We start from the raw sequence: 25,748 nt of genomic DNA, 5'->3' as shown, positions 1-25,748 counted from the left end.
CGAGGACGTCCGCTCGGGGTCTACTGCCTCGCTATTCGGGCGGGCGCGGCTGGTCGCCCGGCGAGACCGGCGGACGCGTGGGCTCGTCGGTGGCCGGTGTCGACTCGCTCGTCGCGGAACCGGAACCGGCCGAGTGCTGACCCGATCCGCCGCGATGGGTGACCTTCTCGGCGAGACCACCGACCGTCTCCTGGAGGTGCGGTGCCTTCTCCTTCACGACGCCGGCCGCTTCCGTCACCTTGTCCTGTACCGCAGGAATGACCTTTTCCTGCACTGCCGGGTTGTGCCACAGCTCGTTCGAACGCCCCCGCATCTTGTCGTAGGTCTCGCGTCCCGCCCGGGTCCCCGCGACGAATCCCGCGGCCGCACCTGCAGCGAAGATCAATGCCCGCATCATGACGGTGTCCTCCGTCCTGTCCGTTCGGCGTCCGCGCATTCGGCCGCCCGGCACTGCGATACCCGGTCGGGGAGCGGGCCACACTCTTCTGTCGCGACCCCTGTCCGGCTCTGTCGCGACCCTTGTCCATCTCTGTCGTGGCCCGTGTCCAGGAGGTTCGCCGCGACGCTTACGATTGACGGGTGACCAGTGCGCCAGAGAACTCGCAGAACCCCGCCGACGCCCTTCCCAAGAGCTGGGACCCCAGCGCCGTCGAAGCGGAGCTCTACCAGCAGTGGGTCGACGCCGGCTACTTCGAGGCCGACCCCACGAGCGACAAGCCCGGGTACTCGATCGTCCTGCCGCCGCCGAACGTCACCGGCAGCCTGCACATGGGTCACGCCCTCGACCACACCCTCATGGACGTGCTCTCCCGCCGTAAGCGCATGCAGGGCTACGAGGTGCTGTGGCTGCCCGGCATGGACCACGCCGGCATCGCCACCCAGACCGTCGTCGAGAAGCAGCTCGCCGCCGACGGCAAGAAGAAGGAGGACCTCGGTCGCGAGGCCTTCATCGAGAAGGTCTGGCAGTGGAAAGCCGAGTCCGGCGGCATGATCCAGGGCCAGATGCGTCGCATCGGCGACGGTGTGGACTGGTCGCGCGACCGCTTCACCATGGACGAGGGGCTGTCCCGCGCGGTACAGACGATGTTCAAGCGCCTCTACGACGAGGGGCTGATCTACCGGGCCGAGCGCCTGGTCAACTGGTCGCCCGTGCTGCAGACCGCGATCTCCGACATCGAGGTGAAGTTCGAGGAGGTCGAGGGCGAACTCGTCTCCCTGCGCTACGGCTCCCTGAACGACGACGAGCCGCACGTCGTCGTCGCTACCACTCGTGTGGAGACGATGCTCGGCGACACCGCCGTCGCGGTGCACCCCGAAGACGAGCGCTACAAGGACATCATCGGCACGACGCTCGAGCACCCGATCACCGGCCGGCAGATCCCGATCATCGCCGACGAATTCGTCGACCCCGAATTCGGTACGGGCGCAGTGAAGATCACGCCTGCGCACGACCCCAACGACTTCGAGATGGGCCTGCGGCACGACCTGCCGATGCCCACGATCATGGACAAGGCCGGTCGTATCGCCGACTCCGGCACCCGCTTCGACGGCATGGACCGTTTCGAGGCGCGCATCGCGATCCGCGAGGAACTCGCCGCGCAGGGCCGCGTCGTCGCCGAGAAGCGCCCCTACCTGCACAGCGTCGGCCACTCCGAGCGGTCCGGCGAGACCATCGAGCCGCGGCTGTCGATGCAGTGGTGGGTCAAGGTAGACAAGCTCGCCAAGGCTGCCGGCGACGCGGTGCGCAACGGCCACACCGTCATCCACCCGGCGAGCCAGGAACCGCGCTGGTTCGACTGGGTCGACAACATGCACGACTGGTGCATCTCGCGTCAGCTGTGGTGGGGTCACCGCATCCCGATCTGGTACGGCCCGAACGGCGAGGTCGAGTGCTTCGGCCCCGACGAGAGCGCGCCCGAGGGCTGGGAGCAGGACCCGGACGTGCTCGACACGTGGTTCTCGTCCGGCCTGTGGCCGTTCTCCACGATGGGCTGGCCGGAGAAGACCCCCGAGCTCGACAAGTTCTATCCCACCAGCGTTCTCGTCACCGGTTACGACATCCTGTTCTTCTGGGTCGCCCGCATGATGATGTTCGGCACCTACGTGTCGGGTGACGACGCGGTGCACCAGGCACAGGTGCCCTTCCGGGATCTGTTCCTGCACGGCCTCGTCCGCGACCAGTTCGGCAAGAAGATGTCGAAGTCGCGCGGCAACGGCATCGACCCGCTCGACTGGGTCGAGCGTTTCGGCGCCGACGCCCTGCGCTTCACGCTGGCGCGCGGCGCGAACCCGGGTGGCGATCTCGCCGTCGGTGAGGACCACGCCCAGTCGTCGCGCAACTTCGCGAACAAGCTGTTCAATGCGACCAAGTTCGCATTGATGAACGGCGCGGTGATCGGCGAGCTCCCGGTCCGCCAGCAGCTCACCGACGCCGACCGGTGGATCCTCGACCGCCTCGAGCAGGTGCGCACCGAGGTCGACGCGGCCTTCGATCATTACGAGTTCTCGAAGGCGTGCGAGGCGCTCTACCACTTCGCGTGGGACGAGGTCTGCGACTGGTATCTCGAGCTCGCCAAGGTCCAGCTCGCCGAGGGCAGCGCCCACGCCGACGGCACCAAGGTTGTGCTCGGCACCGTCCTCGACCAGCTGCTGCGCCTGCTGCACCCGGTCATCCCGTTCGTCACCGAGACCCTGTGGAAGGTGCTCACCGGCGGCGAGTCCGTCGTCATCGCGTCCTGGCCCGAGACGTCCGGCATCGCCACCGACGAGACCGCGGCGCAGCGGGTCGCCGACCTGCAGAGGCTCGTCACCGAGATCCGCCGGTTTCGCAGCGACCAGGGTCTCAAGCCGTCGCAGAAGGTCGCGGCCCGGCTCGTCGGTGTCGAGGACGCCGATCTCGTCGCGCAGGTGCCGGCCGTGCAGTCGCTCGCGCGCCTGACCGCGCCGGAGGACTCGTTCTCGGCCACCGCGTCGATCGAGGTCCGGCTGAGCCGCGCGACGGTCACCGTCGAGCTCGACACCTCCGGCAGCATCGACGTCGGCGCCGAGATCGCGCGCCTGCGCAAGGATCTCGCCGCCGCGGAGAAGGAACTGACGGGCACCTCCGCGAAGCTGTCGAACGAGGCCTTCCTCGCGAAGGCACCCGATCAGGTGGTCGAGAAGATCCGCGGTCGCAAGCAGATCGCGGAAGAGGAGATCGCACGGATCACCGCACGACTGAAGGAGCTGGGCGCGGCGTGAGCACCGACACCCCGGGGGCGCCGTCCCCGGTGGACCTGGCCGAACTGACGCTCGTCGAAGCCGAGCTCGACAAGCGCTGGCCGGAAACGAAGATCGAGCCGTCCCTGGCGCGGATCGCCGCGCTCATGGACATCCTCGGCTCGCCGCAGAACAGCTACCCGTCGATCCACGTGGCCGGCACGAACGGCAAGACGTCGACAACCCGGATGATCGACGCGCTGCTCACCCGCATGCACCACCGGGTCGGCCGGACGACGAGCCCGCACCTGCAGCTCGCCACCGAGCGGATCAGCATCGACGGCGCGCCGGTCTCGCCGCGGACCTACGTCGACACCTACCGCGACATCGAACCGTACGTCCGGATGATCGACGAGCAGTCCGAGGCGGCCGGTGGCCCGAAGATGAGCAAATTCGAGGTCACCACGGCCATGGCGTTCGCGGCGTTCGCCGATGCACCCGTCGACGTGGCGGTCGTCGAGGTCGGTCTCGGCGGACGGTGGGACGCCACGAACGTCGTCACCGGGCAGGTCGCGGTGATCACGCCCGTCGGCATCGACCACACCGGCTATCTCGGCGACACCCTCACGGAGATCGCGGGGGAGAAGGCCGGGATCATCAAGAAGGCACCCGACGACGGTCTCGTGCCCCGCGACACCGTGGCGATCATCGCGCAGCAGGAACCGGAGGCGATGGACGTGCTGCTGCGGCAGGCCGTCGAGGCCGACGCGGCCGTGGCCCGTCAGGGATCCGAGTTCGCGGTGGTGCGGCGTGCGGTCGCCGTCGGCGGACAGCAGATCGACCTGCAGGGTCTCGGGGGTCTCTACACCGACATCTTCCTGCCGCTCCACGGCGAGCACCAGGCGCACAACGCGTCGGTCGCGCTGGCCGCGGTCGAGGCGTTCTTCGGGGCGGGCCCCGGCAAGCAGCTCGATGTCGAGGCGGTGCGCGACGCGTTCACGTCGGTGACCACGCCGGGCCGGCTCGAGCGGGTGCGCAATGCGCCCACCGTCTTCCTCGACGCCGCGCACAATCCGCACGGCGCGAAGGCCCTCGCGGCCGCGCTCGCCCAGGAATTCGACTTCCGCAAGCTCGTGGGCGTCGTGAGCGTGATGGCCGACAAGGACGTCGCAGGTCTGATCGAGGCGCTCGAACCGGTCTTCGACGAGATCGTCGTCACCCACAACGGGTCGCCGCGAGCGATGGACGTCGACGATCTCGCGAACATCGCCGTCGCCCGATTCGGCGACGAACGGGTCGTCACCGCGGCGACGCTCCCGGATGCGATCGAAACCGCGATCGCGATCGCGGAGGAGGTCGGCGAGCCCGGCGAAGCGGTGTCGGGCGCCGGGGTCGTGGTCACCGGTTCGGTGGTGACCGCAGGTGCGGCCCGCAGTCTGTTCGGAAAGGATCCCGCGTGAGCAACGACAAGCCGGAGGAACAGAAGTTCCGGCCGCCGACGACGGACCCCTGGAAGGGCTTCCGCGGCGTGATGGCGGGAACCCTCGTGCTCGAGGCGATCGTGGTGCTGCTGGTGCTGCCGGTGATCGCGACCGTCGGCGGGGGACTGAGCGCGTGGTCGACGACCTACGTCGTGGGCCTCGCCGTTCTCATGTTCCTCGGAGCCGGGGTGCAGAAGAAGTCGTGGGCGATCCCGTTCAACATCACGCTGCAGGTGCTCGCCGTGCTCGGCTTCTTCGTCGACCTCGCGTTCGGTGCGGTGGGTGTGCTCTTCGCCGCGGTGTGGGCGTACATCTTCTACCTGCGCAAGGACATCAGGGATCGCGAATCCAGGGGTCTGCTGCCGGGCCAGCGGGACGACCTCTAGGCTTGTCGCGTGACTGAGCGGACCCTGGTACTGATCAAGCCCGACGGCGTCGCACGCCGTCACGTCGGAGAGATCCTCTCGCGCATCGAGCGCAAGGGGCTGGACATCGTGGCTCTCGAGCTGCGCACTGCGACGGAGGAGGTCGCCGGAGCGCACTACGCCGAGCACGAGGGCAAACCCTTCTATCCCTCGCTGATCGAGTTCATTACCGGCGGCCCCCTCGTGGCCGCGGTCCTCGAAGGCCCGCGCGCGATCGCGGCGTTCCGTCAACTCGCCGGTGGCACCGATCCGGTCGAGAAGGCCGTGCCCGGCTCGATCCGCGGCGACCTCGGCCTGGACCCGGGCGAGAACCTGGTCCACGGCTCCGACTCGGTGGAGTCCGCCAAGCGCGAGATCGCTCTCTGGTTCCCCGCCCTGGCTGCGAAGTAACAGCCCCGCACGAGCGGCGCCTGGCGTGTCGCTCACGAAACCTCTCGGGGCGTCGCGCTTCGCGCCTCCCGACACCGCCGACGGCGCCCTCCGGGGCGCCGTTGGCGTATCCGTGCATCTCCGTGTGGGATACTGGCAGAGGTTGCTCCGCACACACCGCGTGCGGAGCGGCCGAACGACATCACGGATCGATGCCCGACATCGCTGTGGCCGAGGACGAAGGAGACACCTCGCTCGGCGGCACGCTGGATGTTCCGGCGCTCGACCCGCGATCAAGCCAGGCATTGCTCGGCCGTGCAGTGAAAACGGGCACCGGACGACCGCGCGATGCGAGACCGGAAGGACTCGCGCCCACCCGGCGCGAGTACACAAGCTGCGCCCCCGCGTGGCCGCTCACATCGCTGTTGTCGGTGGTGGACGCGCCCGGGGGCCTTAGGAGACCTACGTGGCCGATCAAGAGCCGCCGGAGAACAACTCGATCGAAGCGTCGGACGCAGGGGGACGGAACCTCCTCGGTCTGCCTGCCAAGATCCGCGTCCATGCCCTCGCCAAGCTGCTGGGGCTGACCAGTAAGCAGGTGATCGCGAAAGCCGCCGAGCGCGGCACCGAGCTGCGCAGTGCGCACTCGACCCTCCCACGCGACGTCGCGGAGGACCTGCACGCTGCGTTGAGCGACGACACGGGCACGGCCGAGCCCGCCGTGCAGGAAGCCGAGACGGCTCCCGAGGCCGAGACCGCCCCCGAGCCTGCCGCGGAGACGACTCCCGAGCCTGCGGCCGAGGCTGCGGAGACCGCCGAGGCCGCGCCGGTCGAGAGCGACGAGCTGCGACCCGCCGAGAAGACCGCGGACGAGACCGCACCGCAGGCCGTCGAGATCCCCTCCGTCGGAGGACCCACCGGGTTGTTCACGTCGGTGGAGCAGAGCACGCCGCTGTTCGAGATGCCCGAGCCGTCCACCACGGCCGAGCCGATCGTCGCTGCACCGCTGTTCCTCCAGCCCGAGGTACCCTCGCCTGCCGAGGGAGAAGAGGAGACCCGCCCGCGTCGCCGGCGCGCACGCCGCGGAAAGGACACCGAGCAGGCACCGGCCGAGGACGAGCAGCAGACCGCCGAGCCGGCCGCCGAGTCCACCGAGGAAGCGCCGTCGCACCAGGCGGACGAAGACCAGGACGACCAGCCGCGTCGCCGCCGACGCGGACGTCGCGGTCGTGGACGTGGACGCGGGGACGGCACCGACACCGACCAGCAGGACGAGACGACCGCGACCGGCGAGGACTCCGAGTCCGCCGCCGCGGAGACGGAGAAGTCCGCGGCCGCGGAGACAGAGAAGTCCGCCGAAGCGGAGTCCACCGCAGCGGAGACTCCCGCCGAGGAGACCGCCGGCACCGAGGAGAGCACCTCCGACGAGTCCGCCTCGGGCGACGAGCAGAGCAGCGACGAGCACGACACCGACGACGAGCAGGGCGGGGGGACGTCCCGTCGTCGCCGCCGTCGCCGTCGCCGTCGCGGTTCCGACACCGACACCGCGAGCACCGACGACGACTCGGTTCCCACGGTCGTCCACGAGCGGGAGCCGCGTCCGAAGAGCCGCGCCAAGGACGAGGTCCAGGGCATCAGCGGTTCGACGCGCCTCGAGGCGAAGCGTCAGCGTCGTCGCGACGGTCGCGAGGCCGGTCGCCGCCGGCCCCCGATCCTCACCGAATCCGAGTTCCTCGCCCGCCGCGAGGCTGTCGACCGGGTCATGGTCGTGCGCGAACGCACGGGCGGTTCCCACGCGGGCATGACGCAGGTCGCGGTGCTCGAGGACGGCATCCTCGTCGAGCACTTCGTCACGACCTCCGGTTCGGCGTCGATGGTCGGCAACATCTACCTCGGTCGCGTGCAGAACGTCCTCCCGTCCATGGAGGCGGCGTTCATCGACATCGGCCGTGGCCGCAACGGCGTGCTCTACGCGGGTGAGGTGAACTGGGAGGCCGCCGGCCTCGGAGGCAACTCCCGCAAGATCGAGCAGGCCCTCAAGCCCGGCGACCAGGTGGTCGTGCAGGTCAGCAAGGACCCGGTCGGTCACAAGGGTGCGCGTCTGACCACCCAGATCAGCCTCGCCGGACGCTTCCTGGTCTACGTGCCGGGAGGTTCGTCCACGGGCATCAGCCGCAAGCTCCCCGACACCGAGCGCAAGCGTCTGAAGGACATCCTCCGCGAGATCGTCCCCTCCGAGGCGGGCGTGATCATCCGTACCGCCGCCGAGGGCGTGAGCGAGGAGGAACTCTCGCGCGACGTCACCCGCCTGCAGACGCAGTGGGAGTCGATCCGCGAGCAGTCCGAGAAGCTGCAGGCCGACGCCTCGGGCCAGCCGAAGACGCTCTACGAGGAGCCGGATCTGCTCGTGAAGGTCGTGCGGGACCTGTTCAACGAGGACTTCTCCAAGCTCGTCATCGAGGGCGACTCGGCGTGGAACACCGTCGAGAGCTACATCCGGACGGTCGCACCCGACCTGCTGCCGCGCGTCGAGCGCTACCGTTCGGAGAACTCGGTGGACGTCTTCGGTGCGCACCGCATCGACGAGCAGCTCGCGAAGGCTCTCGACCGCAAGGTGTGGCTGCCGTCCGGCGGCACGCTCGTCATCGACCGCACCGAGGCGATGACCGTCATCGATGTCAACACCGGCAAGTTCACCGGTTCCGGCGGCAACCTCGAGGAGACGGTCACCCGTAACAACCTCGAGGCGGCCGAGGAGATCGTCCGCCAGATGCGCCTGCGCGACATCGGCGGCATGATCGTCGTCGACTTCATCGACATGGTCCTCGAGTCGAACCGCGACCTCGTACTGCGTCGCCTGACCGAGGCCCTCGGCCGGGACCGCACCCGCCACCAGGTCTCGGAGGTCACCTCGCTCGGCCTGGTCCAGATGACGCGCAAGCGGCTCGGGACCGGTCTCGTCGAGGCGTTCTCCACCACCTGTGAGCACTGCAGCGGCCGCGGCCTCATCGTGCACTCGGAGCCGATCGAGTCGAAGTCCTCGGACGACTCCGGTCGTTCGTCCGGCGGTGGTTCGCGGCGTAAGCGTGGACGCGACAAGAGTTCGCAGGAGCCCGCCGCCGAGACGCACACGACGCCGTCGCCCGAAGAGGTCGTCAAGCGTGCCGCGCACCCCGTCGCGCTCGCGATGGCCGCGCACAACTCGACACCGGCCGCGGACGCTCCGGCCGCAGAGCCGGCAGCGACCGAGACCGCATCCGAGGCGGCGTCCGCACCTGCGGGCGACGTCGACCCGGTCAAGGTCACCGAGCCGCTGCGGGCCGTCGAGCCCGAGAAGGTCGCCGCACCGACGAAGGAGCCCGTCGCAGGGGAGGACGCCACCACGGTGACGACGGCCTCCGACGAGCCCGCCGAGATCGAGGCAGAGGTCGCAGCAGCCGAAGCCGCGGTCGCGGAGACCGCTGTTCCCGAGGCTGCCGTGTCCGAGACGGCCGTCTCCGGCGCAGGGGAGGGCACCGACGGAGCGGCTTCCGTCGAGGCCGCAGGACCGGCTCCGCGTCGCCGTCGGGCACGCAGGGTCGCCCGGGCGGCCGCAGCGCCCGCCGGGGACGGTGGGCCTACAGCCAAGGTGTTCGTCGTCCCCGCGACGACCGGGTCGTCCACGGGGGCCGAGTCGGACTCCCGGCCGAGCACACCGGTCGAGACGCCGGTGGAGATCGTGCGGCGGCCGCGTTCGCGGCGTGCCGCAGGGCGCCCCGCCGGACCTCCGGTGGACGCCGAAGCGTGACCCTCCGCTTCCGGGCCGGTCACGACCGGCCCGGAAGCGGGCACTACCGTGCCACCCGGTTTGACCCTGGGAGTCACCTTCCCGTAATCTTGTTCAGTCGCTACTCGGCGATAGTGCCCAGCCGCGTCCGGATTCAGGATGCCGGCGGGACCCGAGTCAGCAACCACACCAGACCAGTCGCGTCCGCAGCACTGTGGCGCGAGCACGTTCGAAGAAGCAAGGGGTAGCCGTCCGATGGCAACGTACGCGATCGTCAAGACCGGCGGTAAGCAGTACAAGGTCGCTGAAGGCGACCTCGTCAAGGTCGAGAAGATCGAGGGTGAGCCCGGCGCTGCTGTCTCGCTTGCCCCGGTCCTCGTCGTCGACGGATCCGAACTGACCACCGACGCCGACAAGCTGGCCAAGGTCTCGGTCACCGGCGAGATCGTCGAGCACACCAAGGGCCCGAAGATCCGCATCCACAAGTTCAAGAACAAGACCGGGTACCACAAGCGCCAGGGCCACCGTCAGAAGCTGACGGTCGTCAAGGTCACCGGCATCAAGTAAACCGAGCTTCGAGCTTCAACCCCAGGAGGGTTCGTCATGGCACACAAGAAGGGCGCATCCAGCTCCCGTAACGGTCGCGATTCGAACGCACAGCGACTCGGCGTCAAGCGCTTCGGTGGCCAGGCCGTCAACGCCGGCGAGATCATCGTGCGCCAGCGCGGCACCCACTTCCACCCCGGCGTGAACGTGGGACGCGGCGGCGACGACACGCTGTTCGCCCTCGCGGCCGGTGCCGTCGAGTTCGGTACCAAGCGCGGTCGCAAGACCGTCAACATCGTTCCGGCTGCGGCAGACGCCTGATCTGCCGTCCGGTAACGGACACCGCGGGACCAGCTCCCGCGACATACTCCCAATAGGGGCGGGCCAGGGTCGCACACCCTGACCCGCCCTTGTTGCGTTGATCACCAGGTTTGTTTTTTTAGGACGAGAGAAGGTCCACCCATGTCCCGCTTCATCGACCGGGTGGTGCTGCACGTCAGCGCCGGCAAGGGCGGCAACGGCTGCGCCTCCGTCCACCGCGAGAAGTTCAAGCCGCTCGGCGGCCCCGACGGCGGTAACGGAGGAAACGGCGGCGATGTCGTCCTCGAAGTCGACCGGAACGTCCACACCCTGCTCGACTTCCACTTCCACCAGCACGCCAAGGCGACCAACGGTGCCCAGGGCGCCGGCGGCCACCGCAACGGTGCCAACGGCGGCGACCTCGTCCTGAAGGTTCCCGACGGCACCGTCGTACTCGACCGCGACGGCCGCATCCTCGCCGACCTCGTGGGCACCGGCACGCGTTTCGTCGCCGCGCACGGCGGTCGCGGTGGTCTCGGCAATGCCGCACTCGCGTCGAAGGCACGCAAGGCCCCCGGCTTCGCGCTCCTCGGTGAGGAAGGCGAGGAACTCGACCTCGTCCTCGAACTGAAGTCCGTCGCCGACGTCGGCCTCGTGGGCTTCCCCTCGGCCGGCAAGTCGTCGCTCGTGTCGGTGCTGTCGGCCGCCAAGCCGAAGATCGCCGACTACCCGTTCACCACCCTCGTGCCGAATCTCGGTGTGGTGCAGTCGGGCGACACGACCTTCACCGTCGCCGACGTGCCCGGCCTGATCCCCGGCGCCAGTGAGGGTCGCGGCCTCGGCCTCGACTTCCTCCGTCATCTCGAGCGCTGCGCCGTGCTCGCGCACGTTGTCGACTGCGCGACCCTCGAACCCGGCCGCGACCCGATCTCCGACATCGACGCGCTCGAGGCCGAACTCGCCGCCTACCAGCCTGCGCTGTCGGGCGACAGCGGACTCGGCGACCTCGCCGAGCGCCCCCGCATCGTCATCCTCAACAAGGCCGACGTGCCCGACGCGAAAGAACTCGCCGAGTTCGTCACCCCCGAACTCGAGGCCCGTGGCTGGCCGGTCTTCACGATCTCGGCCGTGAGCCGCGACGGCCTGCGTCCGCTGACGTTCGCCCTCGCGAGGATGGTCGACGAGTACCGGGCGGCGCATCCGCCGGCCGCGCCCACCCGCCCGGTGATCCGTCCCGTCGCCCGCGACGAGGAGGCCTTCACCGTGGTCCGCGATCCCGAGGTGCCCGGCGGATTCATCGTGCGGGGCACCCGTCCCGAGCGGTGGGTGCGCCAGACGGCCTTCGACAACGACGAGGCCGTGGGTTACCTCGCCGACCGACTCGCCCGTCTCGGCGTCGAGGACAAGCTCGTCAAGCTCGGCGCGGAACCCGGATGCTGGGTCACCATCGGCGAGGTCGGCTTCGAGTGGGAACCGCAGACGCAGGCCGGCGTGGACGTCGTGCCCACCGGTCGCGGCACCGACGCCCGTCTCGACCAGGTCGACCGCGTCGGCGCTGCCGAGCGTCGCCACGCGAAGAAGGTGCGCCGCGGCCTGGCCACCGACGACGAGTTCGAGTAACCGTCCGCGCGTCCCCACCGTTCAGGAAGCCCGAAGCGTACCGAGGAGAACATGAGCGACACCCGGGAGGTCGTCTCCCACGCCCGCAGCGTAGTGGTCAAGATCGGCTCGTCGGCGATCACGAGCCTGGTGGGTGGACTCGACCGTGGCCGGCTCGATCGTCTCGTCGATGCCATCGAGGCCCGGATCCGCACGGGTTCGAGTGTCATCGTGGTCTCCTCGGGTGCGGTCGGTGCCGGGCTCGCACCGCTCGGTCTCACGAGTCGGCCGCGTGATCTCGCGACGAAGCAGGCCGCGGCCAGCGTCGGGCAGCTCACCCTCGCCCACGCCTGGGGCACCTCCTTCGCCCGCTACGACCGCACGGTGGGCCAGGTGCTCCTCACCGCCGACGACATCGGCCGGCGCACTCAGCACCGCAACGCGCAACGCACCCTCGACCGGCTGCGTTCGCTCGGGGCGGTGCCGGTGGTCAACGAGAACGACACCGTCGCGACCGTCGAACTGCGCTTCGGCGACAACGACCGGCTCGCTGCACTCGTCGCGCATCTCATCGGCGCCGACGCGCTGATCCTGCTGTCCGACGTCGACGGCTTGTACGACGGGGATCCCCGCAAGGGCTCCGCGAACCTCATCCCCGAGGTCCGCACCCCCGAGGATCTCGACGGTGTGGTCGCCGGGTCGGGCGGCGCGCTGGGCACCGGTGGCATGGCGTCGAAACTGTCCGCGGCCCGTCTCGCGGCGGACTCCGGCGTGCCGGTGCTGCTCGCCGCGGCCTCCCAGGCCGATCGTGCGCTGGGCGCCGCCGACGTCGGCACGGCCTTCGCGGCCCGCCCACAGCGTCTGTCGGCGCGGCGTTTCTGGGTGCGGCACGCCGCCGACGTCCACGGTTCGCTGTATCTCGACGAGGGTGCGGTGCGGGCCGTGATGGAGCGGCGACGCTCGTTGCTCGCCGCCGGAATCACCGGCACCAGTGGCGGTTTCCACGCCGGCGACGTCGTCGGCATCGTCGCGCCCGACGGCCGCACGGTCGCGCGCGGGGTGGTGGCCTACGACGCGTCCGAACTCGATTTCATGATCGGCTTCTCGACCGGTCAGCTGCCGCCGGATCTCCAGCGACCCGTCGTGCACGCCGACGACCTCGTCCGGGTGGTCTGAGAACCTCACGAAGTCGGTGCGGTCACCGCGTCGGCCAGGAAGGCGAGGGTCTCCGAGGTACCCGCCTCGAGCTTGAGGGTCGCCAGCGCATCCCCGCGGGTGGGGCCACGATTGATCACCACCACCGGGATGTTCCGCTGCACGGCGCGACGTACGAACCGCAACCCCGACTGCACCGTCAGTGAACTCCCGGCGACCAGCAGGGCGTCGGCACCGTCCACCACCGAGAAGGCGAGATCGACGCGCGGGCGCGGCACCGTCTCCCCGAAGTACACGATGTCGGGTTTGAGCATCCCGTCGCAGCGCTCGCAGTCGACGACGACGAAGTCCTCGGTGTCGGTGACCACCGCGTCCGCATCGGGGGCGACCTCGAGACCGGTCGTCGCGCGCATCCGGTCGTCGAATCCCGGATTGGCCGCGCACAGCCGTTCGTGCAGCGTGAACCGCGAGATGCGGTGTTCGCACGACAGGCATCGGACCTGCGCGTAGGTGCCGTGCAGGTCGACGACCTGCCGGCTGCCGGCCTTCGTGTGCAGCAGGTCGACGTTCTGGGTGATCACGCCGACGACGGAACCGGCGCGTTCGAGGGCCGCGAGCGCCCGGTGCCCGGGATTCGGGCGGGCGGCGTCCATGTGCTTCCAGCCGACGTGGTTGCGGGCCCAGTAGCGTTGCCGGAACTCCGCGTCGCCGACGAACTGCTGGTAGGTCATCGGGTTGCGGGGCGGCGAGTCCGGTCCGCGATAGTCGGGGATACCGGAGTCCGTCGACAGCCCGGCGCCGGTGAGAACAGCGATCCGACGGCCGTGCAGGAGAGTGGGCAGGTCGTCGGAACGGAGTGGAACGTCGATCACTCCTTCTACGGTAGGCGGCTTCCGGGAACCGGTGCCGCGGGCAGCAGCGCGCGGACCGCATCGATGGTGTCGGCGTCGGCGGCCGACTTGTCGGGCCGGTACCGCAGCACCCGTGCGAAGCGCAGCGCCACCCCGCCCGGATAGCGGCTGCTCGTCTGCACTCCGTCGAGTTCGATCTCGACGACGATCGCGGGTCGCAGGTGGACGGTGTGCTCGTCGCGGTGTGTCTCGTGGCGTGGGAATTCCTCTGTCTGCCACTGCAGCAGCGCGTCGGTGAGTCCCTTGAACGTCTTCCCGACCATGATCGGCGGACCACCGTCGGGGTCGCGGGCACCGAGGTGCAGGTTGGACAGGAAGCCGGTGCGGCGCCCGTAACCCCATTCGGCGGCGAGCACCACGAGATCCAGGGTGTGCTCGGGTTTGACCTTCTGCCAGGCTCGGCCCCGGCGGCCGGCGGTGTAGGTCGATGTGAGCGACTTCACCATGACGCCCTCGTGACCGTTGCCGAGCGAGTGACCGAGGTGCGCCTCGGCGCTGTCGGCGTCCGGAGCGACGAGCGCGGGGATGCGGTGCTCACCCGCGACGCGGGCGAGATGGTCGCGACGCACCGACAGCGGCTCGTCGAGCAGGTCGGCGCCGTCGAGGTGCAGGCAGTCGAAGAAGTACGGGTGGAGAAGCAGTTCGCGTCCGGAGCGGGCACCGAACCGGCTCATGGTCTCCTGGAACGGTCGGGGACGGCCGGCATCGGTGAGCGCGAGTGTCTCGCCGTCGAGCACGACACTGCGGCACGGCAGCGCCCGGACGAGTTCGACCAGTTCGGGGACCGATGCGGTGATGTCGCGCAGCGTGCGGGTGAAGATCCACACCGCGTCCTCGTGGCGGTGCACCTGGATGCGTGCACCGTCGAGTTTGTACTCCACGCTCACCGCCCCGTCGAACTCGATGAGTGCCGCCTCGAGCGACTCGGCGGGTGAGGCGAGCATCGGCCGGACCGGTCGGCCGAGCTCCAGGCCGAACTCCGCCAGCGCGTCGACACCACCCTCGAAGGCCGCCGCTGCGGCCTGCGCGAGTCGGCCCGATAACATCACCGCCCGACGGACCGGTTCGACGGGGAGACCGGCTGCCGCTGCGACCGCATCGGTCATCACCCCTTCGAGCGCGCCCTGCCGCAGCTCACCGCCGAGGAGCGCGACGAGGAAACGCTGCTCGGCCTCGGTGGCCCGTTCGAACAGATCCAGGAGCAGTTGCTGCCGCGCGGCGGTGGATCCGGAACCGGAGATGCCGGCGAGGCGGTCGAGGAAGCCGGATACCTCGTCGACGTCGAGCACGGGATCGTCGGCGACCGGTGCGGAGAGGCCGGCGAGGGTGCGGAAACCGACACCCAGGCGACCCTGGGTCATCTCTCCGGACAACCATGAGACCACCGCTTCGACCTCGTGAGGTTCGGCGCGCCCGAGTAATTCCCGCAGCAGATCGATCTTGGTGCGTCGTGACCGTGTGGCGGCGACGGCGACGGAGGTGTCGACAACCGAGTGCAGCAGCATCGCTTCGACGTTAGCGCCCGGACGTGCCAAGCGGAGGAAATCGTGTGCCGGGGTGTATTTCCGCACGGGGTGGGAATCGAGAGGCCAGGATGGTGCACAGGACGCCTCCACGCAGGGAGGGACGGGAGACGCGGATGAGCAAGGACGCCGATGCAGTCGAACTCGACGTGGACGGTCGCACGGTGCGCATCTCGCACCCCGAGCGCGTGTACTTCCCCGAGATCGGGGCGACCAAGCTCGACCTCGCGAACTACTACCTGAGCGTGGGGGAGGGGATCGTCCGGGCACTCCGCGAACGGCCCTGCATGCTGCACCGGTTCCCCGACGGGCTCGAAGGGCGGAAGGTACACCAGAAGCGTTTGCCGCGCGGGGCTCCGGACTGGGTCGAGACCGTGCGGGTGCACTTCCCGCGCTACGACCGCGATGCCGACGAACTGTGCGTGACCCATCTCGCCGACGTCGTGTGGGCCGTGCAGATGTCCACGGTGGAGTTCCATCCGTGGAACTCGCGGCGCAGCGACGTGGAGCGACCCGACGAGTGGAGGATCGACCTCGATCCGATGCCCGACTGCGATTTCGACCGGGTCCGGCGTGTCGCGAAGGTGGCGCACGAGGTGCTCGACGAACTCGGTGCCGTGGGCTGGCCGAAGACCTCGGGCGGCGACGGCCTGCACGTCTACGTCCGGATCGCGCCGGAATGGGAGTTCGACGACGTCCGAAGGGCCGCATGGGCTTTCGCGCGGGAGGTGGAACGACGCGCGCCCGGCGACGTGACGACGGCATGGTGGCGCAAGGAACGCGACCCGTCGGCGGTCTTCGTCGACTACAACCAGAACTCGCGCGACCACACGATCGCCAGTGCCTATTCGGTCCGCGGTGTGCCGGAGGCGACCGTCTCCACTCCGGTGCGGTGGGACGAGATCGACGACCTCGAACCACGGGACTTCACGATCCGGACCGTGCCGAAGCGGTTCGAGGAACTCGGCGACCTGCACTCGGGTATCGACGACGCGGTCTTCTCCCTCGATCCGCTCCTGGAATGGGCGGAACGCGACGAGAAGCCGTCGGAGTGAGCCCTATGGCCCGGTAACGGTGGCCCGGTAGACGTGGCCTAGTAGCCGGCGCTGGGATCGACGACCCCGATCGGCACGAGGCCGGATGCGAAGCGTGTGACGTTCTCGATCACGTGCTCGAGATAGGCCGGGATGCGCAGCGGGGGTGGATTGGCGTCGTGGGGAGTGATCACGGCGTTGGGGAGCGTCCACAACGGATGATCCTCGGGGAGCGGTTCGGGATCGGTGACGTCGAGCCCTGCACCACCGATCGCGCCGGATCGGAGAGCGGCGACGAGGGCGTCGGTGTCGACGAGATCGCCCCGGGCGACGTTGACGACCCACGCCGTGGACTTCATCGCTGCGAGCTCGGTTGCGCCGACGAGCTGCTCGACGTCGAGAGTGGCCGTCGCGGAGATGACGAAATGATCTGCCAGAGGCCATATCTCGTCGATACGTTCGACGGGGAACGTCTCGATGGCTCCCGGCACGGGACGACCGCTGCGGGTGACGGCGAGCGCGCGCCCCCAGCGCGGCCAGCATCGGGATCAGCGCCCGGCCGACACCCCCGGCGCCGATGATCCCGACCGTCGCGCCGCGGAGGGTGCCGACGACCGGCGCGAGACTCTCGGGTGTCCACGAGGTGGCGGCCAGATGGGCCGGCAGGGCCCGGACCCCGGCGAGCAGGAGCAGGAGCGCGTGCTCGGCGACGGTCGTGGAGTAGGCCGCGGCCGCCCACGTCCAGGTGACGCGAGGATGGGCCTTGACGACGCCCTGCGACAGCCAGTACTCGACACCGGCGGACGGTAGCTGCACCCAGCGGACGGAGGCGGGGAGGACCTCGGGGAAGTCCTGCGGCCCGGCCGTCCAGACGAGCGCGTCGGGGGTCTCCTCGAGTCCGCAGGGCACGCCGCCCCGCCCGTGACCGCCCGTTCGAAACGGGGGTCGCGCTCGGGGCCGACAGCGATGCGGGGCGCACGCTCGGGAGTCATGGTCTCGACTCTAAGCGTCCGCCCCGCATCGGTCACGTGGTTACCGCGCTCAGGCGGGTTCGACGATCAACGGGTACACACCGTTCTCGTCGTGCACCTCACGGCCGGTGACCGGAGGATTGAAGACGCACAGCATGCGCATGCGCGTTTCGGGGAGCACGCGGTGACGCTCGTGTCCGTTGAGCAGGTACATCGTGCCCGGTGCGAGGTCGTACTCCACGTCGTTGTCGAGGTCCTGGAGCTTGCCGGTGCCCTCGACGAGCCACACGGCCTCGACGTGGTTGGCGTAGTGGAACTCGTTGACGGTGCCGGGTTCGATGGTGGTCTCGTGGAACGAGAAGCCCACCTTGTCGCCGGCGAGGACGATGCGCTTGCTGCGCCACTGGCCGTCCTCCGAGACGACGTCGCGCTCGGTGCCGGTGATCTCTTCTGTCGTACGAACGATCATGGGTGTCGAAAGTCCTTCTTCTGCAAGCGGGTTCGGAACGGGCGGAGCGGGGGACCGCTCAGGAACGGACCTTGGCGGTCGCTTCCGCCAGGATGTTCAGCCCGAACTCGAGTTCGTCGTCGGTGATGGTCAGCGGCGGCAGCAGCTTGACGACCTCGTCCGACGGACCGGAGGTCTCGGCGAGCAGACCCTCTTCGAAGGCCAGGGCGCAAACCTTGTCGGCGTCCTCCGGCTTGTCGAAGACCAGGCCCTGGACCAGGCCGCGGCCGCGGGTCGAGACGCCGTCGAACATGTCCGACAGATTCATGAAGGTCTGGCGGATGCGCTCGCCCTTGCGCAGGGTGTCGCGCTCGAGCTTGTCGTCGGCCCAGTAGTGCTCGAGGGCGGCAGCCGCCGTCACGAAAGCCGGGTTGTTGCCGCGGAAGGTGCCGTTGTGCTCGCCCGGGCCCCACACGTCGAGCTCACGCTTGAACAGGGTGAGCGCCAGCGGCATTCCGTATCCGCCGATCGACTTCGACAGGGTCACGATGTCGGGCGTGATGCCGGCGATCTCGAACGAGAAGAACGGGCCGGTGCGGCCGCAGCCCATCTGCACGTCGTCGACGATCAGCAGGATGTCGCGTTCCTTGCACAGGTCGGCCAGAGCGCGAAGCCACTCGGGGCGAGCAACATTCACGCCGCCTTCACCCTGCACGGTCTCGACGATGACCGCGGCCGGACGGTTCAGGCCGCTGCCCGCGTCGTCGAGGACGCGCGAGAACCACTGGAAGTCCTCGGTGACGCCGTTGAAGTAGTTGTCGAACGGCATCGGCGTGGCGTGGACGAGGGGGATACCCGCGCCGGCGCGCTTCATCGAGTTACCGGTCACCGACAGCGCACCCAGGGTCATGCCGTGGAAAGCGTTGGTGAAGTTGATGATCGACTCGCGACCGGTCACCTTGCGGGCGAGCTTGAGCGCCGCCTCGACGGCGTTCGTGCCGGTCGGGCCTGGGAACTGGACCTTGTAGTCCAGGCCGCGCGGCGCGAGCACGTGCGACTCGAAGGTCTCGAGCAGCTTGCGCTTGGCGACCGTGTACATGTCGAGGCCGTGGGTGACGCCGTCGCTCATGATGTAGTCGACCAGGGCCGACTTGAGAACCGGATTGTTGTGGCCGTAGTTCAGGGCTCCGGCGCCGGCGAAGAAGTCGAGGTAGTCCTTGCCGTCCTCGCTGCGCAGCCAGGATCCCGATGCCTTGTCGAAAACGGCGGGCCAGCCGCGGCTGTAACTCCGGACCTCGGATTCGAGGTGCGAGAAAATCGCAGTATCGGGCTTACTGGTGGTCTCGGGCTTGTTTTCCAGGATGGTCATGTCGTGGTCCTCCTGTGATTATTCGAGAATTATGAAGATGTCGTGCGCACACGCGCTGCGATCATTCGCCGATGGTGTAGAGATCCTCGGCCAGATGTGAATCGGGGAAATCGTCGGGCGCGAACAACTCGGTGCGAGTGATATGCGTTCCGCGGCGACGCGCGAGAGCGGTGAACATTGCGATCGACGCTTCGTTGTCGGGACTCACCGTCGTTTCCAGACGGGTCGCGCCGAGCGGCTCGAGTCGGTCGAGCAGAGCGTCGAGCATACGGCCGGCCACTCCACGTCCACGCTGGTCTGCGTCGACTGCCACCTGCCAGACGAACAGGGTGTTCGGGGAGTCGGGACGGCGGTAGCCGGTGACGAATCCCACGGGGCGATCGGTGTCGTCCGTTGCGACGACCGATGTGTCGGCGAAATCGCGACACCACAACACATATGCGTAACCGGAATTGACGTCGAGAACCTGCGAATCACGCGCGATCTGCCAGAGTCGTCTACCGTCGGCGATACGCGGACGCCGGAATTCGATTGCAGCCGGCTCACTACCGGACTCGGTTGCGGCCACCTCCGAAGAGGTGGTCGCGGTATTCGATTCAGCCGAGTCGGGGGTCGGGGTACTTCTTTCCTTGACGGGCCTCATATGTCCTTTCAACCTAACAACTTCCGGTGTCGAGATCACGCCCGTGTCCGGAATCGGGATCGGAACCCTGTGGTCCGTGCAGGTCGAGCGCATGTTGTGAGGCCAGTCACAAACATGTTACGTCGGTCCTCCTCGTGGCGATTACTTCGGGCTCGCGAGTGCGTACGGCAACACCGCGTCGGCTCCCGCAGCGACGAGAGTTCTCGCCGCCATCGTGAACGTCCAGCCGGTGTCGGTCACCGCATCGACGAGAAGGATCGGACTACTCGACCCGAGGTTGTCGGGTCGCTCCCACGCATCGATCAGTGCGGCGACCCGATATGCCGAGTTCGCTGCCGTCGGCTCCGTATTCCCGCTTCGGCGTCGCAATACACCTAGATCTCGTAATCGTCCGATTTGTGCCAATCGGAACGCGAGAGACTCGACGAGCAGGGGATGTGTGGGGGAGTCCATGGCCATGACGGCGGTGGGCCGCTCCTCCCAGTCCCACGCGGCGAGCACCGCGATCGACGCGTCGACCACCGCCTTCGGCACTTCGCGGTCCGGTCCGTCGAGCAGTTCGCGCAGTCGCGGTCCCCATCCCAGATCCGACAGCCTGCCCAGCACTCGCCCGGGGTGCGGACCGTCCGTGATCCGGCCCGACAGCGGGATCCCGAGGGTCGACATCCCCGTGGGCCACTGCCGGCGCGGCGGCAGATCGACGCCGGGGCGTTCGAGGCGGGCGCGGGTGCGGGCGACCTCGTCGTCGCCGACGGACGTCTCCCACCGGGAGCCGATGCAGTTGTCGCACCGGCCGCAGCCGGGGCCTCCGGCGGTGTGATCGCAGCCGGGGCCTCCGGCGGTGTGATCGCAGCCGGGGGTCCGGGTGTCGAGATCGGGGTCGTCGAGCTGACGGCGGAGGAAGACCATGCGGCATTCGGTGGTGCGTTCGTATTCGAGCATCGCCTCCTGTTCCGCGGCGCGCGCCTCCTCGAGCCGCCCGTAGCGCTCCTCGTCGTACATCCAGGGCTGCCCGGTGGCGATCCAGCCACCCTTGACCCTCTTCACCGCTCCGTCGACGTCGAGGACCTTGAGGACCATCTCCAGGCGGGAGCGCGTGAGGTCGACCCGCGGTTCGAGCGCGGGTGTCGATACCGGCCGTTCGGTATCGAGCGCTGCGATCACACGGCGTACGAGTGCCTCGTCCGGGAAGGCGACCGAGGCGAACCACTGCCAGATCCGGCGGTCCTCCGGGCCGGGGAGCAGAACCACCTCGGCGCGTTCGGTGGAGCGACCCGCACGCCCGACCTGCTGGTAGTAGGAGATCGGGGACGAGGGAGCGCCGAGGTGCACCACGAAGCCGAGGTCGGGCTTGTCGAAGCCCATGCCGAGTGCCGAGGTCGCGACGAGCGCCTTGACCTTGTTGTCGAGGAGATCGGCCTCGAGCTGTTCACGTTCGGTCGGTTCGGTCTGACCGGTGTATGCCGCCACTGCATAGCCGTGGTCGGTGAGCAGCGCCGCGAGGTCGCGGGCGGCGGAGACCGTCAGCGCGTACACGATGCCCGAGCCCGGCAGATCCTTCAGATGTTGCGCGAGCCATGCTGCGCGTCGTGCCGGTTCGTCGATCCGCACCACCGACAGGTGCAGCGACGGACGGTCGAGGCCGCCGCGCAGCACGAGCGTGCCGTCGGAGCCGGCATTGCTGCTTCCACCGAGGTCGCTGCCTCCGCCGACACCGAGCTGGGCGGCGATGTCGGCGACCACCCGGTCGTTGGCGGTCGCGGTCGTCGCCAGGACCGGGATGTCGTCGCCGAGTTCGGCGACGAGGGTGCGGATGCGGCGGTAGTCGGGCCGGAAGTCGTGACCCCAGTCCGACACGCAGTGCGCCTCGTCGACGACCACCAATCCGGCGTCGCGGGCGAGGGAGGGCAAGACCTGGTCGCGGAAGTCGGGGTTGTTGAGGCGTTCGGGGCTGACGAGGAGGACGTCGACCTCACCCGCCGCGATCCGCTCGTGGATCGCCGCCCATTCCGTCACGTTGCCGGAGTTGATGGTCGCGGCGTGGACACCCGCCCGCTCGGCGGCCGCGACCTGGTTGCGCATCAGGGCGAGCAGCGGCGAGACGATCACCGTGGGACCGCGGCCCTGCCGGCGCAGCAGTTTGGCGGAGATGAAGTAGACGGCCGACTTTCCCCAGCCTGTGCGCTGGACGACGAGGGCGCGGCGACGGTGTACCACGAGCGCCTCGATCGCGACCCATTGGTCGTCGCGGAGCCGGGCATCGGGGCCTGCCAGCTCGCGGAGGAGGTGCTCGGCATCGTCGCGCAACAGGTCGGTGGAGTTCGTCATGCTGCAATCGTGCCCGACGACGTTCCGTCACGGCGACGGTGAACGGTTCTCCGGGGGCGGCGAACGGTACTGACGCGGCGGCGAACGGGGATACCCTAGAGATGGCGACGGAGTGGCTCTAACGAAAGAGGGTGGCACCCAGTGTCAGTCGACGTGGCAGAGAGCATGATGTAAAAGCTTGCGAAACAACAACTGCCGATTGCATCGATCTTGGAGTGCGACTCGTGGCACTCTGTGTCCGAATTGGTGACGGCGATCGCTGATCCGGACCGAGTGTGATGAGCGGATCGTCCGCGCCGCTATGGTCGTCGTCATGTACGCAGCCCTTTCATCCCCCGCAGCGCCGTCTGTGGAGGCGGTCGTCGTGACCCCGGCCGAGGCTCGGGTACGTCATGAGACCTACCGCAAGAAGATCGTGTCGGCTCAGGACGCCGTCCAGTGGATTCGCCCCGGCGACACGGTCGCCATCAGCGGCTTCGCCAGCGCAGGCACCCCGAAGGCAGTGACCCCGGCCCTCGCCGAACACATCCGGCGCACGCGGGCGACCGGCGGCGACTTCCGGATCAACCTGCTCACCGGAGCGTCGGTGGCCTCCGACACCGAGCGCATGCTCGCCGACGTCGACGGAATCGCGCTGCGTATGCCGTACCAGGCAGAGCCCACCGCCCGAGGGCGGATCAACGAAGGCCGGATGGACTACGTCGACATACACCTGTCGCACGTCGCCCAGCAGGTCTGGGAGGGCTACTACGGACACATCGACGTCGCCGTCGTCGAGATCTCCGGCATCACGGAGACGGGCGAGCTGATCCCCGCCACGTCCATCGGTAACAACAAGACCTGGCTCGACGTCGCCGAGAAGGTGATCCTCGAGGTCAACTCGTGGATCCCCGCCGCCATGGACGGCGTGCACGACGTCTACTACGGCACCGCGCTTCCCCCGAACCGTCGTCCGATCGACCTCACCGACGTCGAGGACCGCATCGGCCAGCCCTACTTCCGGATCGATCCGGAACGCGTCGTCGCGGTCATCGAGACCGACCGTCCCGACAGCGCCACCGCGCTCACGGCGCCCGACGCCACCAGCCGGGCCATCGCCGACCACGTCCTCGACTTCTTCGCGCACGAGGTCGCCGCGGGACGGCTGCCCGCCGACACGCTGCTTCCGCTGCAGTCGGGTGTCGGCAACGTCGCCAACGCCGTTCTCGCCGGTCTCGACAGCGGACCGTACCGGGGGCTGACCTGCTACTCGGAGGTCATCCAGGACGGCATGCTCGACCTCGTCAAACACGGCACCGTCCGGTTCGCCTCGGCGACTTCCCTCGCACTGTCCGAAGCGGGGCTGAACGACTTCGTCGAGAACATCGACTTCTACCGCGACCACATCATGTTGCGGCCGCAGGAGATCAGCAACCACCCCGAGATCGTCCGCCGACTCGGCATCATCGCCATGAACGGCATGCTCGAAGCCGACGTGTACGGCAACGTCAACTCCACCCACGTGATGGGCACCCGCATCATGAACGGCATCGGTGGCTCCGGCGACTTCGCGCGCAACGGCTACCTGTCGATGTTCCTGAGCCCGTCGACGGCCCGCGACGGCGCGATCTCGTCGATCGTCCCGATGGTGCCGCACGTCGACCACACCGAGCACGACGTGCAGGTCATCGTGACCGAACAGGGTCTCGCCGATCTGCGCGCACTGTCCCCCCGCCGTCGGTCGCGGGTCGTCGTGGAGCGCTGCGCGCATCCCGACTACCGCGCCGAACTGCTCGACTACATCGAGCGCGCAGAAGCCACCCCCGGAGCAGGTCACACCCCGCACCTGCTCGGTGAGGCGTTCTCCTTCCACGAGCGCTACCAGCGCACGGGGACCATGCACGCGTCCTGATCGACGCGGCGACGAACACGGTCGGCCCCGGCACCACATCACGGTGCCGGGGCCGACCTTTCTCGTCCGTCCGGCTCAGCGGATCGGCGCCGGATCGATCTCCTGCTGCGGGAGCGTCGCGGAGATCGTCGCCGTGATGTCCTGCAGCGGGGTCGGCCCGGATCCGTCGGGCACGGTCAAGGCCACGTAGACCGGACGGTCGACGGCGAACCACGTACTCGCCGGGATGCCCTGCTCGGCCCCCGACACCTCGAACCACTGCACGTCGTCGATCACCTGCAGCGCCGCCGCTCGGTCGAACTGGTCGGGCCGGTCGAGACCGCAACGCAGGACGACCTCCTCGCCGTCGTCCGACTGCCAGGCCGCAGCACCCACCGGTGCCGGATCGGCCAGTTCGGCGCGCGTGTAGTCGCCGAGCTCCTCCGGCAGCGCGTCGAGCAACTGCGAGCAGGATTCGGATTCCGCCTCCGGAGCGGGCACGGGACCGAGACCCACGGGTGTATTCACCGGTGACTGCGACACGATCACGGCCGCCACCACCACTCCGACCAGCAGGGCGACGGGCAGTGCGATCGCCGTGGCGATCAGAGCGGGACTGCGTCGCATCCCGTCCGATCCGGGTGCCTCGACGGGGGCGTCGTCGGAAGGTTCGCGATCGGAAGCAGAGGTGTCGTTCATCGTGTCCAGCATCCGGGCTCGGGGACAGGGGGCGGTAGCGTGATCGAACGTAGCAGGGCACGTGCCGGCTCTCTCCCACCGCCGACCGAGAAAGAGGCGACCGTCACCGTGACGAACCCGAGCGGACCCACCGTCGCCGACATCGGCGAATTCCCTGTGATCGAGCGCGCGGTGAGAGCACGGCGGCAACCCGACAGCACACTCGTCGGGCCGGGCCACGACGCAGCGGTCGTGACAGCATCCGACGGGCGCATCGCGATCTCGACCGACATGCTGGTCGAAGGACGTCACTTCCGGTTCGACTGGTCGAGCCCGGAAGAGGTCGGACGCAAGGCGGTCGCCCAGAACGGAGCCGATGTCGCCGCGGTCGGCGCCCGCCCCACGGCCTTCGTCGTCGGCCTCGGTTGTCCGCCCGAGACTCCCGTCGCCGTGCTCGACGGCATCTCGGCGGGCATCGGGGAGGCTGCGGAGGAGATCGGCGCCGGAGTCGTGGGAGGCGATCTCGTGCAAGCGGGTCAGGTGATCGTCTCGGTCACCGTGCTCGGCGAACTCGACGGACGGCCACCGCTGCTCCGCTCCACCGCCTGCCCCGGCGACGTCGTCGCCCTCGCCGGTCGCATCGGTCGTTCCGCGGCGGGTCTGGCCCTACTGCTGGCCGGCAACCGGAACTTCCCCGAACTCGTCGCGGCGCATCGTGTGCCCACTCCGCCCTACGCCGCAGGTCCTGCAGCGGCCGCAGCAGGCGCCCACGCATGCACCGACATCTCCGACGGTCTCGTCGCCGATCTCGAGCACATCTGCACGGCTTCGGAGGTCGCGATCGACCTCGACTCCGGTGCGCTCGCTCCCGACACGCAACTCCGCGAGACCGGTCGGGTGCTGGCGGCCGACCCGTGGGAGTGGATCCTCACCGGCGGCGAGGACCATGCCCTCGCAGCGTGCTTCCCTCGCGAGGTCGCACTGCCGGACGGATGGCGGCCGATCGGCGTGGTCCTGGAAGGCTTCGGCGTCACCGTCGACGGGCAGCGCCGCGACGGATCCGGAGGCTGGGAGAGCTTTGCGGCGGGCGCTGGTCACTAGGGCGACCACTTCGGGTGGGGTTCGCTCGAGATA

The 25,748-nt window shown here is 68.9% G+C and carries 20 protein-coding genes and 1 pseudogene; 12 read left to right on the top strand and 9 right to left on the bottom strand.

What is annotated here, in order from left to right; translation table 11 throughout:
• Positions 1 to 31: 31 nt before the first annotated feature.
• On the bottom strand, positions 32 to 397 hold the full coding sequence (locus tag ACQR3U_RS01855; protein WP_024100597.1) for a hypothetical protein: 366 nt from the start codon (positions 395 to 397) through the stop codon (positions 32 to 34).
• Between the two features lie 182 nt (positions 398 to 579).
• Here ACQR3U_RS01855 and ACQR3U_RS01850 point away from each other — a divergent pair, with 182 nt between their 5' ends.
• The 9 genes from ACQR3U_RS01850 to proB all read left to right on the top strand — a co-directional run bounded on the left by ACQR3U_RS01850 (position 580) and on the right by proB (position 12,860).
• Positions 580 to 3,240: a valine--tRNA ligase gene (locus ACQR3U_RS01850; RefSeq protein ID WP_230809548.1), complete on the top strand. Its 2,661-nt coding sequence runs from the start codon at positions 580 to 582 to the stop codon at positions 3,238 to 3,240.
• A complete protein-coding gene (gene folC, locus ACQR3U_RS01845) occupies positions 3,237 to 4,658 on the top strand; it encodes a bifunctional tetrahydrofolate synthase/dihydrofolate synthase (protein WP_230809547.1) in 1,422 nt (473 codons plus the stop codon). The genes ACQR3U_RS01850 and folC overlap by 4 nt, the downstream gene beginning before the upstream one ends.
• Positions 4,655 to 5,065, top strand: coding sequence for a DUF4233 domain-containing protein (locus ACQR3U_RS01840; RefSeq protein WP_006551180.1), 411 nt, complete (start codon positions 4,655 to 4,657; stop codon positions 5,063 to 5,065). Before folC ends, ACQR3U_RS01840 begins: the two co-directional genes overlap by 4 nt.
• Before the next feature lie 9 nt (positions 5,066 to 5,074).
• Positions 5,075 to 5,494 carry a nucleoside-diphosphate kinase gene (gene ndk / locus ACQR3U_RS01835; RefSeq protein ID WP_230809546.1) on the top strand — a complete coding sequence of 140 codons (420 nt, stop codon included), beginning with the start codon at positions 5,075 to 5,077 and terminating at the stop codon, positions 5,492 to 5,494.
• A 445-nt stretch (positions 5,495 to 5,939) separates the two neighbouring features.
• A complete protein-coding gene (locus ACQR3U_RS01830; RefSeq protein ID WP_372477496.1) occupies positions 5,940 to 9,260 on the top strand; it encodes a translation initiation factor IF-2 N-terminal domain-containing protein in 3,321 nt (1,106 codons plus the stop codon).
• 234 nt (positions 9,261 to 9,494) lie between these two features.
• On the top strand, positions 9,495 to 9,806 hold the full coding sequence (gene rplU, locus ACQR3U_RS01825) for a 50S ribosomal protein L21 (protein WP_006551183.1): 312 nt from the start codon (positions 9,495 to 9,497) through the stop codon (positions 9,804 to 9,806).
• A 36-nt stretch (positions 9,807 to 9,842) separates the two neighbouring features.
• Complete coding sequence (gene rpmA, locus ACQR3U_RS01820) at positions 9,843 to 10,106, top strand: 50S ribosomal protein L27 (protein ID WP_006551184.1); 264 nt, start codon at positions 9,843 to 9,845, stop codon at positions 10,104 to 10,106.
• A gap of 141 nt (positions 10,107 to 10,247) precedes the next feature.
• Positions 10,248 to 11,705, top strand: coding sequence for a GTPase ObgE (obgE, locus tag ACQR3U_RS01815; RefSeq protein ID WP_019289071.1), 1,458 nt, complete (start codon positions 10,248 to 10,250; stop codon positions 11,703 to 11,705).
• 51 nt (positions 11,706 to 11,756) lie between these two features.
• Positions 11,757 to 12,860 (top strand): glutamate 5-kinase, encoded by a 1,104-nt coding sequence (proB, locus tag ACQR3U_RS01810; protein ID WP_006551186.1) that lies wholly within the window; start codon positions 11,757 to 11,759, stop codon positions 12,858 to 12,860.
• Positions 12,861 to 12,865: 5 nt separating this feature from the next.
• Here proB and ACQR3U_RS01805 read toward each other — a convergent pair whose 3' ends face one another.
• Both ACQR3U_RS01805 and ACQR3U_RS01800 read right to left on the bottom strand, forming a co-directional pair.
• Positions 12,866 to 13,711 carry an NAD-dependent protein deacetylase gene (locus tag ACQR3U_RS01805; RefSeq protein ID WP_024100600.1) on the bottom strand — a complete coding sequence of 282 codons (846 nt, stop codon included), beginning with the start codon at positions 13,709 to 13,711 and terminating at the stop codon, positions 12,866 to 12,868.
• Positions 13,712 to 13,716: 5 nt separating this feature from the next.
• On the bottom strand, positions 13,717 to 15,255 hold the full coding sequence (locus ACQR3U_RS01800; protein ID WP_230809545.1) for an ATP-dependent DNA ligase: 1,539 nt from the start codon (positions 15,253 to 15,255) through the stop codon (positions 13,717 to 13,719).
• A 134-nt stretch (positions 15,256 to 15,389) separates the two neighbouring features.
• On the opposite strand from ACQR3U_RS01800, the gene ligD reads away from it, so the two are divergent.
• Positions 15,390 to 16,328: a non-homologous end-joining DNA ligase gene (gene ligD / locus ACQR3U_RS01795; RefSeq protein ID WP_230809544.1), complete on the top strand. Its 939-nt coding sequence runs from the start codon at positions 15,390 to 15,392 to the stop codon at positions 16,326 to 16,328.
• Between the two features lie 38 nt (positions 16,329 to 16,366).
• Here the strand turns inward: ligD and ACQR3U_RS01790 are convergent.
• From ACQR3U_RS01790 to ACQR3U_RS01770, 5 genes and pseudogenes are all read right to left on the bottom strand, one after another.
• A pseudogene (locus tag ACQR3U_RS01790) lies at positions 16,367 to 17,299 on the bottom strand (D-isomer specific 2-hydroxyacid dehydrogenase family protein).
• A 49-nt stretch (positions 17,300 to 17,348) separates the two neighbouring features.
• Positions 17,349 to 17,747 (bottom strand): ectoine synthase, encoded by a 399-nt coding sequence (locus ACQR3U_RS01785; RefSeq protein WP_006551191.1) that lies wholly within the window; start codon positions 17,745 to 17,747, stop codon positions 17,349 to 17,351.
• Positions 17,748 to 17,805: 58 nt separating this feature from the next.
• On the bottom strand, positions 17,806 to 19,095 hold the full coding sequence (gene ectB / locus ACQR3U_RS01780) for a diaminobutyrate--2-oxoglutarate transaminase (RefSeq protein ID WP_006551192.1): 1,290 nt from the start codon (positions 19,093 to 19,095) through the stop codon (positions 17,806 to 17,808).
• A 61-nt stretch (positions 19,096 to 19,156) separates the two neighbouring features.
• Positions 19,157 to 19,663, bottom strand: a complete 507-nt coding sequence (gene ectA / locus ACQR3U_RS01775) for a diaminobutyrate acetyltransferase (RefSeq protein ID WP_230809543.1) — start codon at positions 19,661 to 19,663, stop codon at positions 19,157 to 19,159.
• Positions 19,664 to 19,879: 216 nt separating this feature from the next.
• Entirely contained in the window at positions 19,880 to 22,066 is a 2,187-nt protein-coding gene (locus tag ACQR3U_RS01770; protein WP_230809542.1) for a RecQ family ATP-dependent DNA helicase, read from the bottom strand.
• Between the two features lie 349 nt (positions 22,067 to 22,415).
• Between ACQR3U_RS01770 and ACQR3U_RS01765 the strand changes: the two genes are divergently transcribed.
• Entirely contained in the window at positions 22,416 to 23,957 is a 1,542-nt protein-coding gene (locus tag ACQR3U_RS01765) for an acetyl-CoA hydrolase/transferase family protein (RefSeq protein ID WP_230809628.1), read from the top strand.
• A 75-nt stretch (positions 23,958 to 24,032) separates the two neighbouring features.
• Here the strand turns inward: ACQR3U_RS01765 and ACQR3U_RS01760 are convergent, their stop codons facing one another.
• A complete protein-coding gene (locus ACQR3U_RS01760) occupies positions 24,033 to 24,647 on the bottom strand; it encodes a DUF3515 domain-containing protein (protein WP_019289078.1) in 615 nt (204 codons plus the stop codon).
• A 96-nt stretch (positions 24,648 to 24,743) separates the two neighbouring features.
• On the opposite strand from ACQR3U_RS01760, the gene ACQR3U_RS01755 reads away from it, so the two are divergent.
• Positions 24,744 to 25,715 (top strand): thiamine-phosphate kinase, encoded by a 972-nt coding sequence (locus tag ACQR3U_RS01755; RefSeq protein WP_052039961.1) that lies wholly within the window; start codon positions 24,744 to 24,746, stop codon positions 25,713 to 25,715.
• The last annotated feature ends 33 nt before the right edge of the window (positions 25,716 to 25,748 follow it).

This window comes from Rhodococcus sp. IEGM1339 (assembly GCF_050321925.1).
Classification (GTDB): domain Bacteria; phylum Actinomycetota; class Actinomycetes; order Mycobacteriales; family Mycobacteriaceae; genus Rhodococcus; species Rhodococcus pyridinivorans.
This window is presented reverse-complemented; position numbering and strand designations above follow the sequence as displayed.

Coding starts and splice junctions, on each gene's coding strand:
- ectB (WP_006551192.1), bottom strand. CDS start 19,095: ATGACCATCCTGGAAAACAAGCCCGAGACCACCAGTAAGCCCGATACT.
- rpmA (WP_006551184.1), top strand. CDS start 9,843: ATGGCACACAAGAAGGGCGCATCCAGCTCCCGTAACGGTCGCGATTCG.
- ACQR3U_RS01800 (WP_230809545.1), bottom strand. CDS start 15,255: ATGCTGCTGCACTCGGTTGTCGACACCTCCGTCGCCGTCGCCGCCACA.
- ACQR3U_RS01785 (WP_006551191.1), bottom strand. CDS start 17,747: ATGATCGTTCGTACGACAGAAGAGATCACCGGCACCGAGCGCGACGTC.
- ACQR3U_RS01760 (WP_019289078.1), bottom strand. CDS start 24,647: ATGCTGGACACGATGAACGACACCTCTGCTTCCGATCGCGAACCTTCC.
- ligD (WP_230809544.1), top strand. CDS start 15,390: ATGAGCAAGGACGCCGATGCAGTCGAACTCGACGTGGACGGTCGCACG.
- ACQR3U_RS01855 (WP_024100597.1), bottom strand. CDS start 397: ATGATGCGGGCATTGATCTTCGCTGCAGGTGCGGCCGCGGGATTCGTC.
- ACQR3U_RS01770 (WP_230809542.1), bottom strand. CDS start 22,066: ATGACGAACTCCACCGACCTGTTGCGCGACGATGCCGAGCACCTCCTC.
- rplU (WP_006551183.1), top strand. CDS start 9,495: ATGGCAACGTACGCGATCGTCAAGACCGGCGGTAAGCAGTACAAGGTC.
- proB (WP_006551186.1), top strand. CDS start 11,757: ATGAGCGACACCCGGGAGGTCGTCTCCCACGCCCGCAGCGTAGTGGTC.
- obgE (WP_019289071.1), top strand. CDS start 10,248: ATGTCCCGCTTCATCGACCGGGTGGTGCTGCACGTCAGCGCCGGCAAG.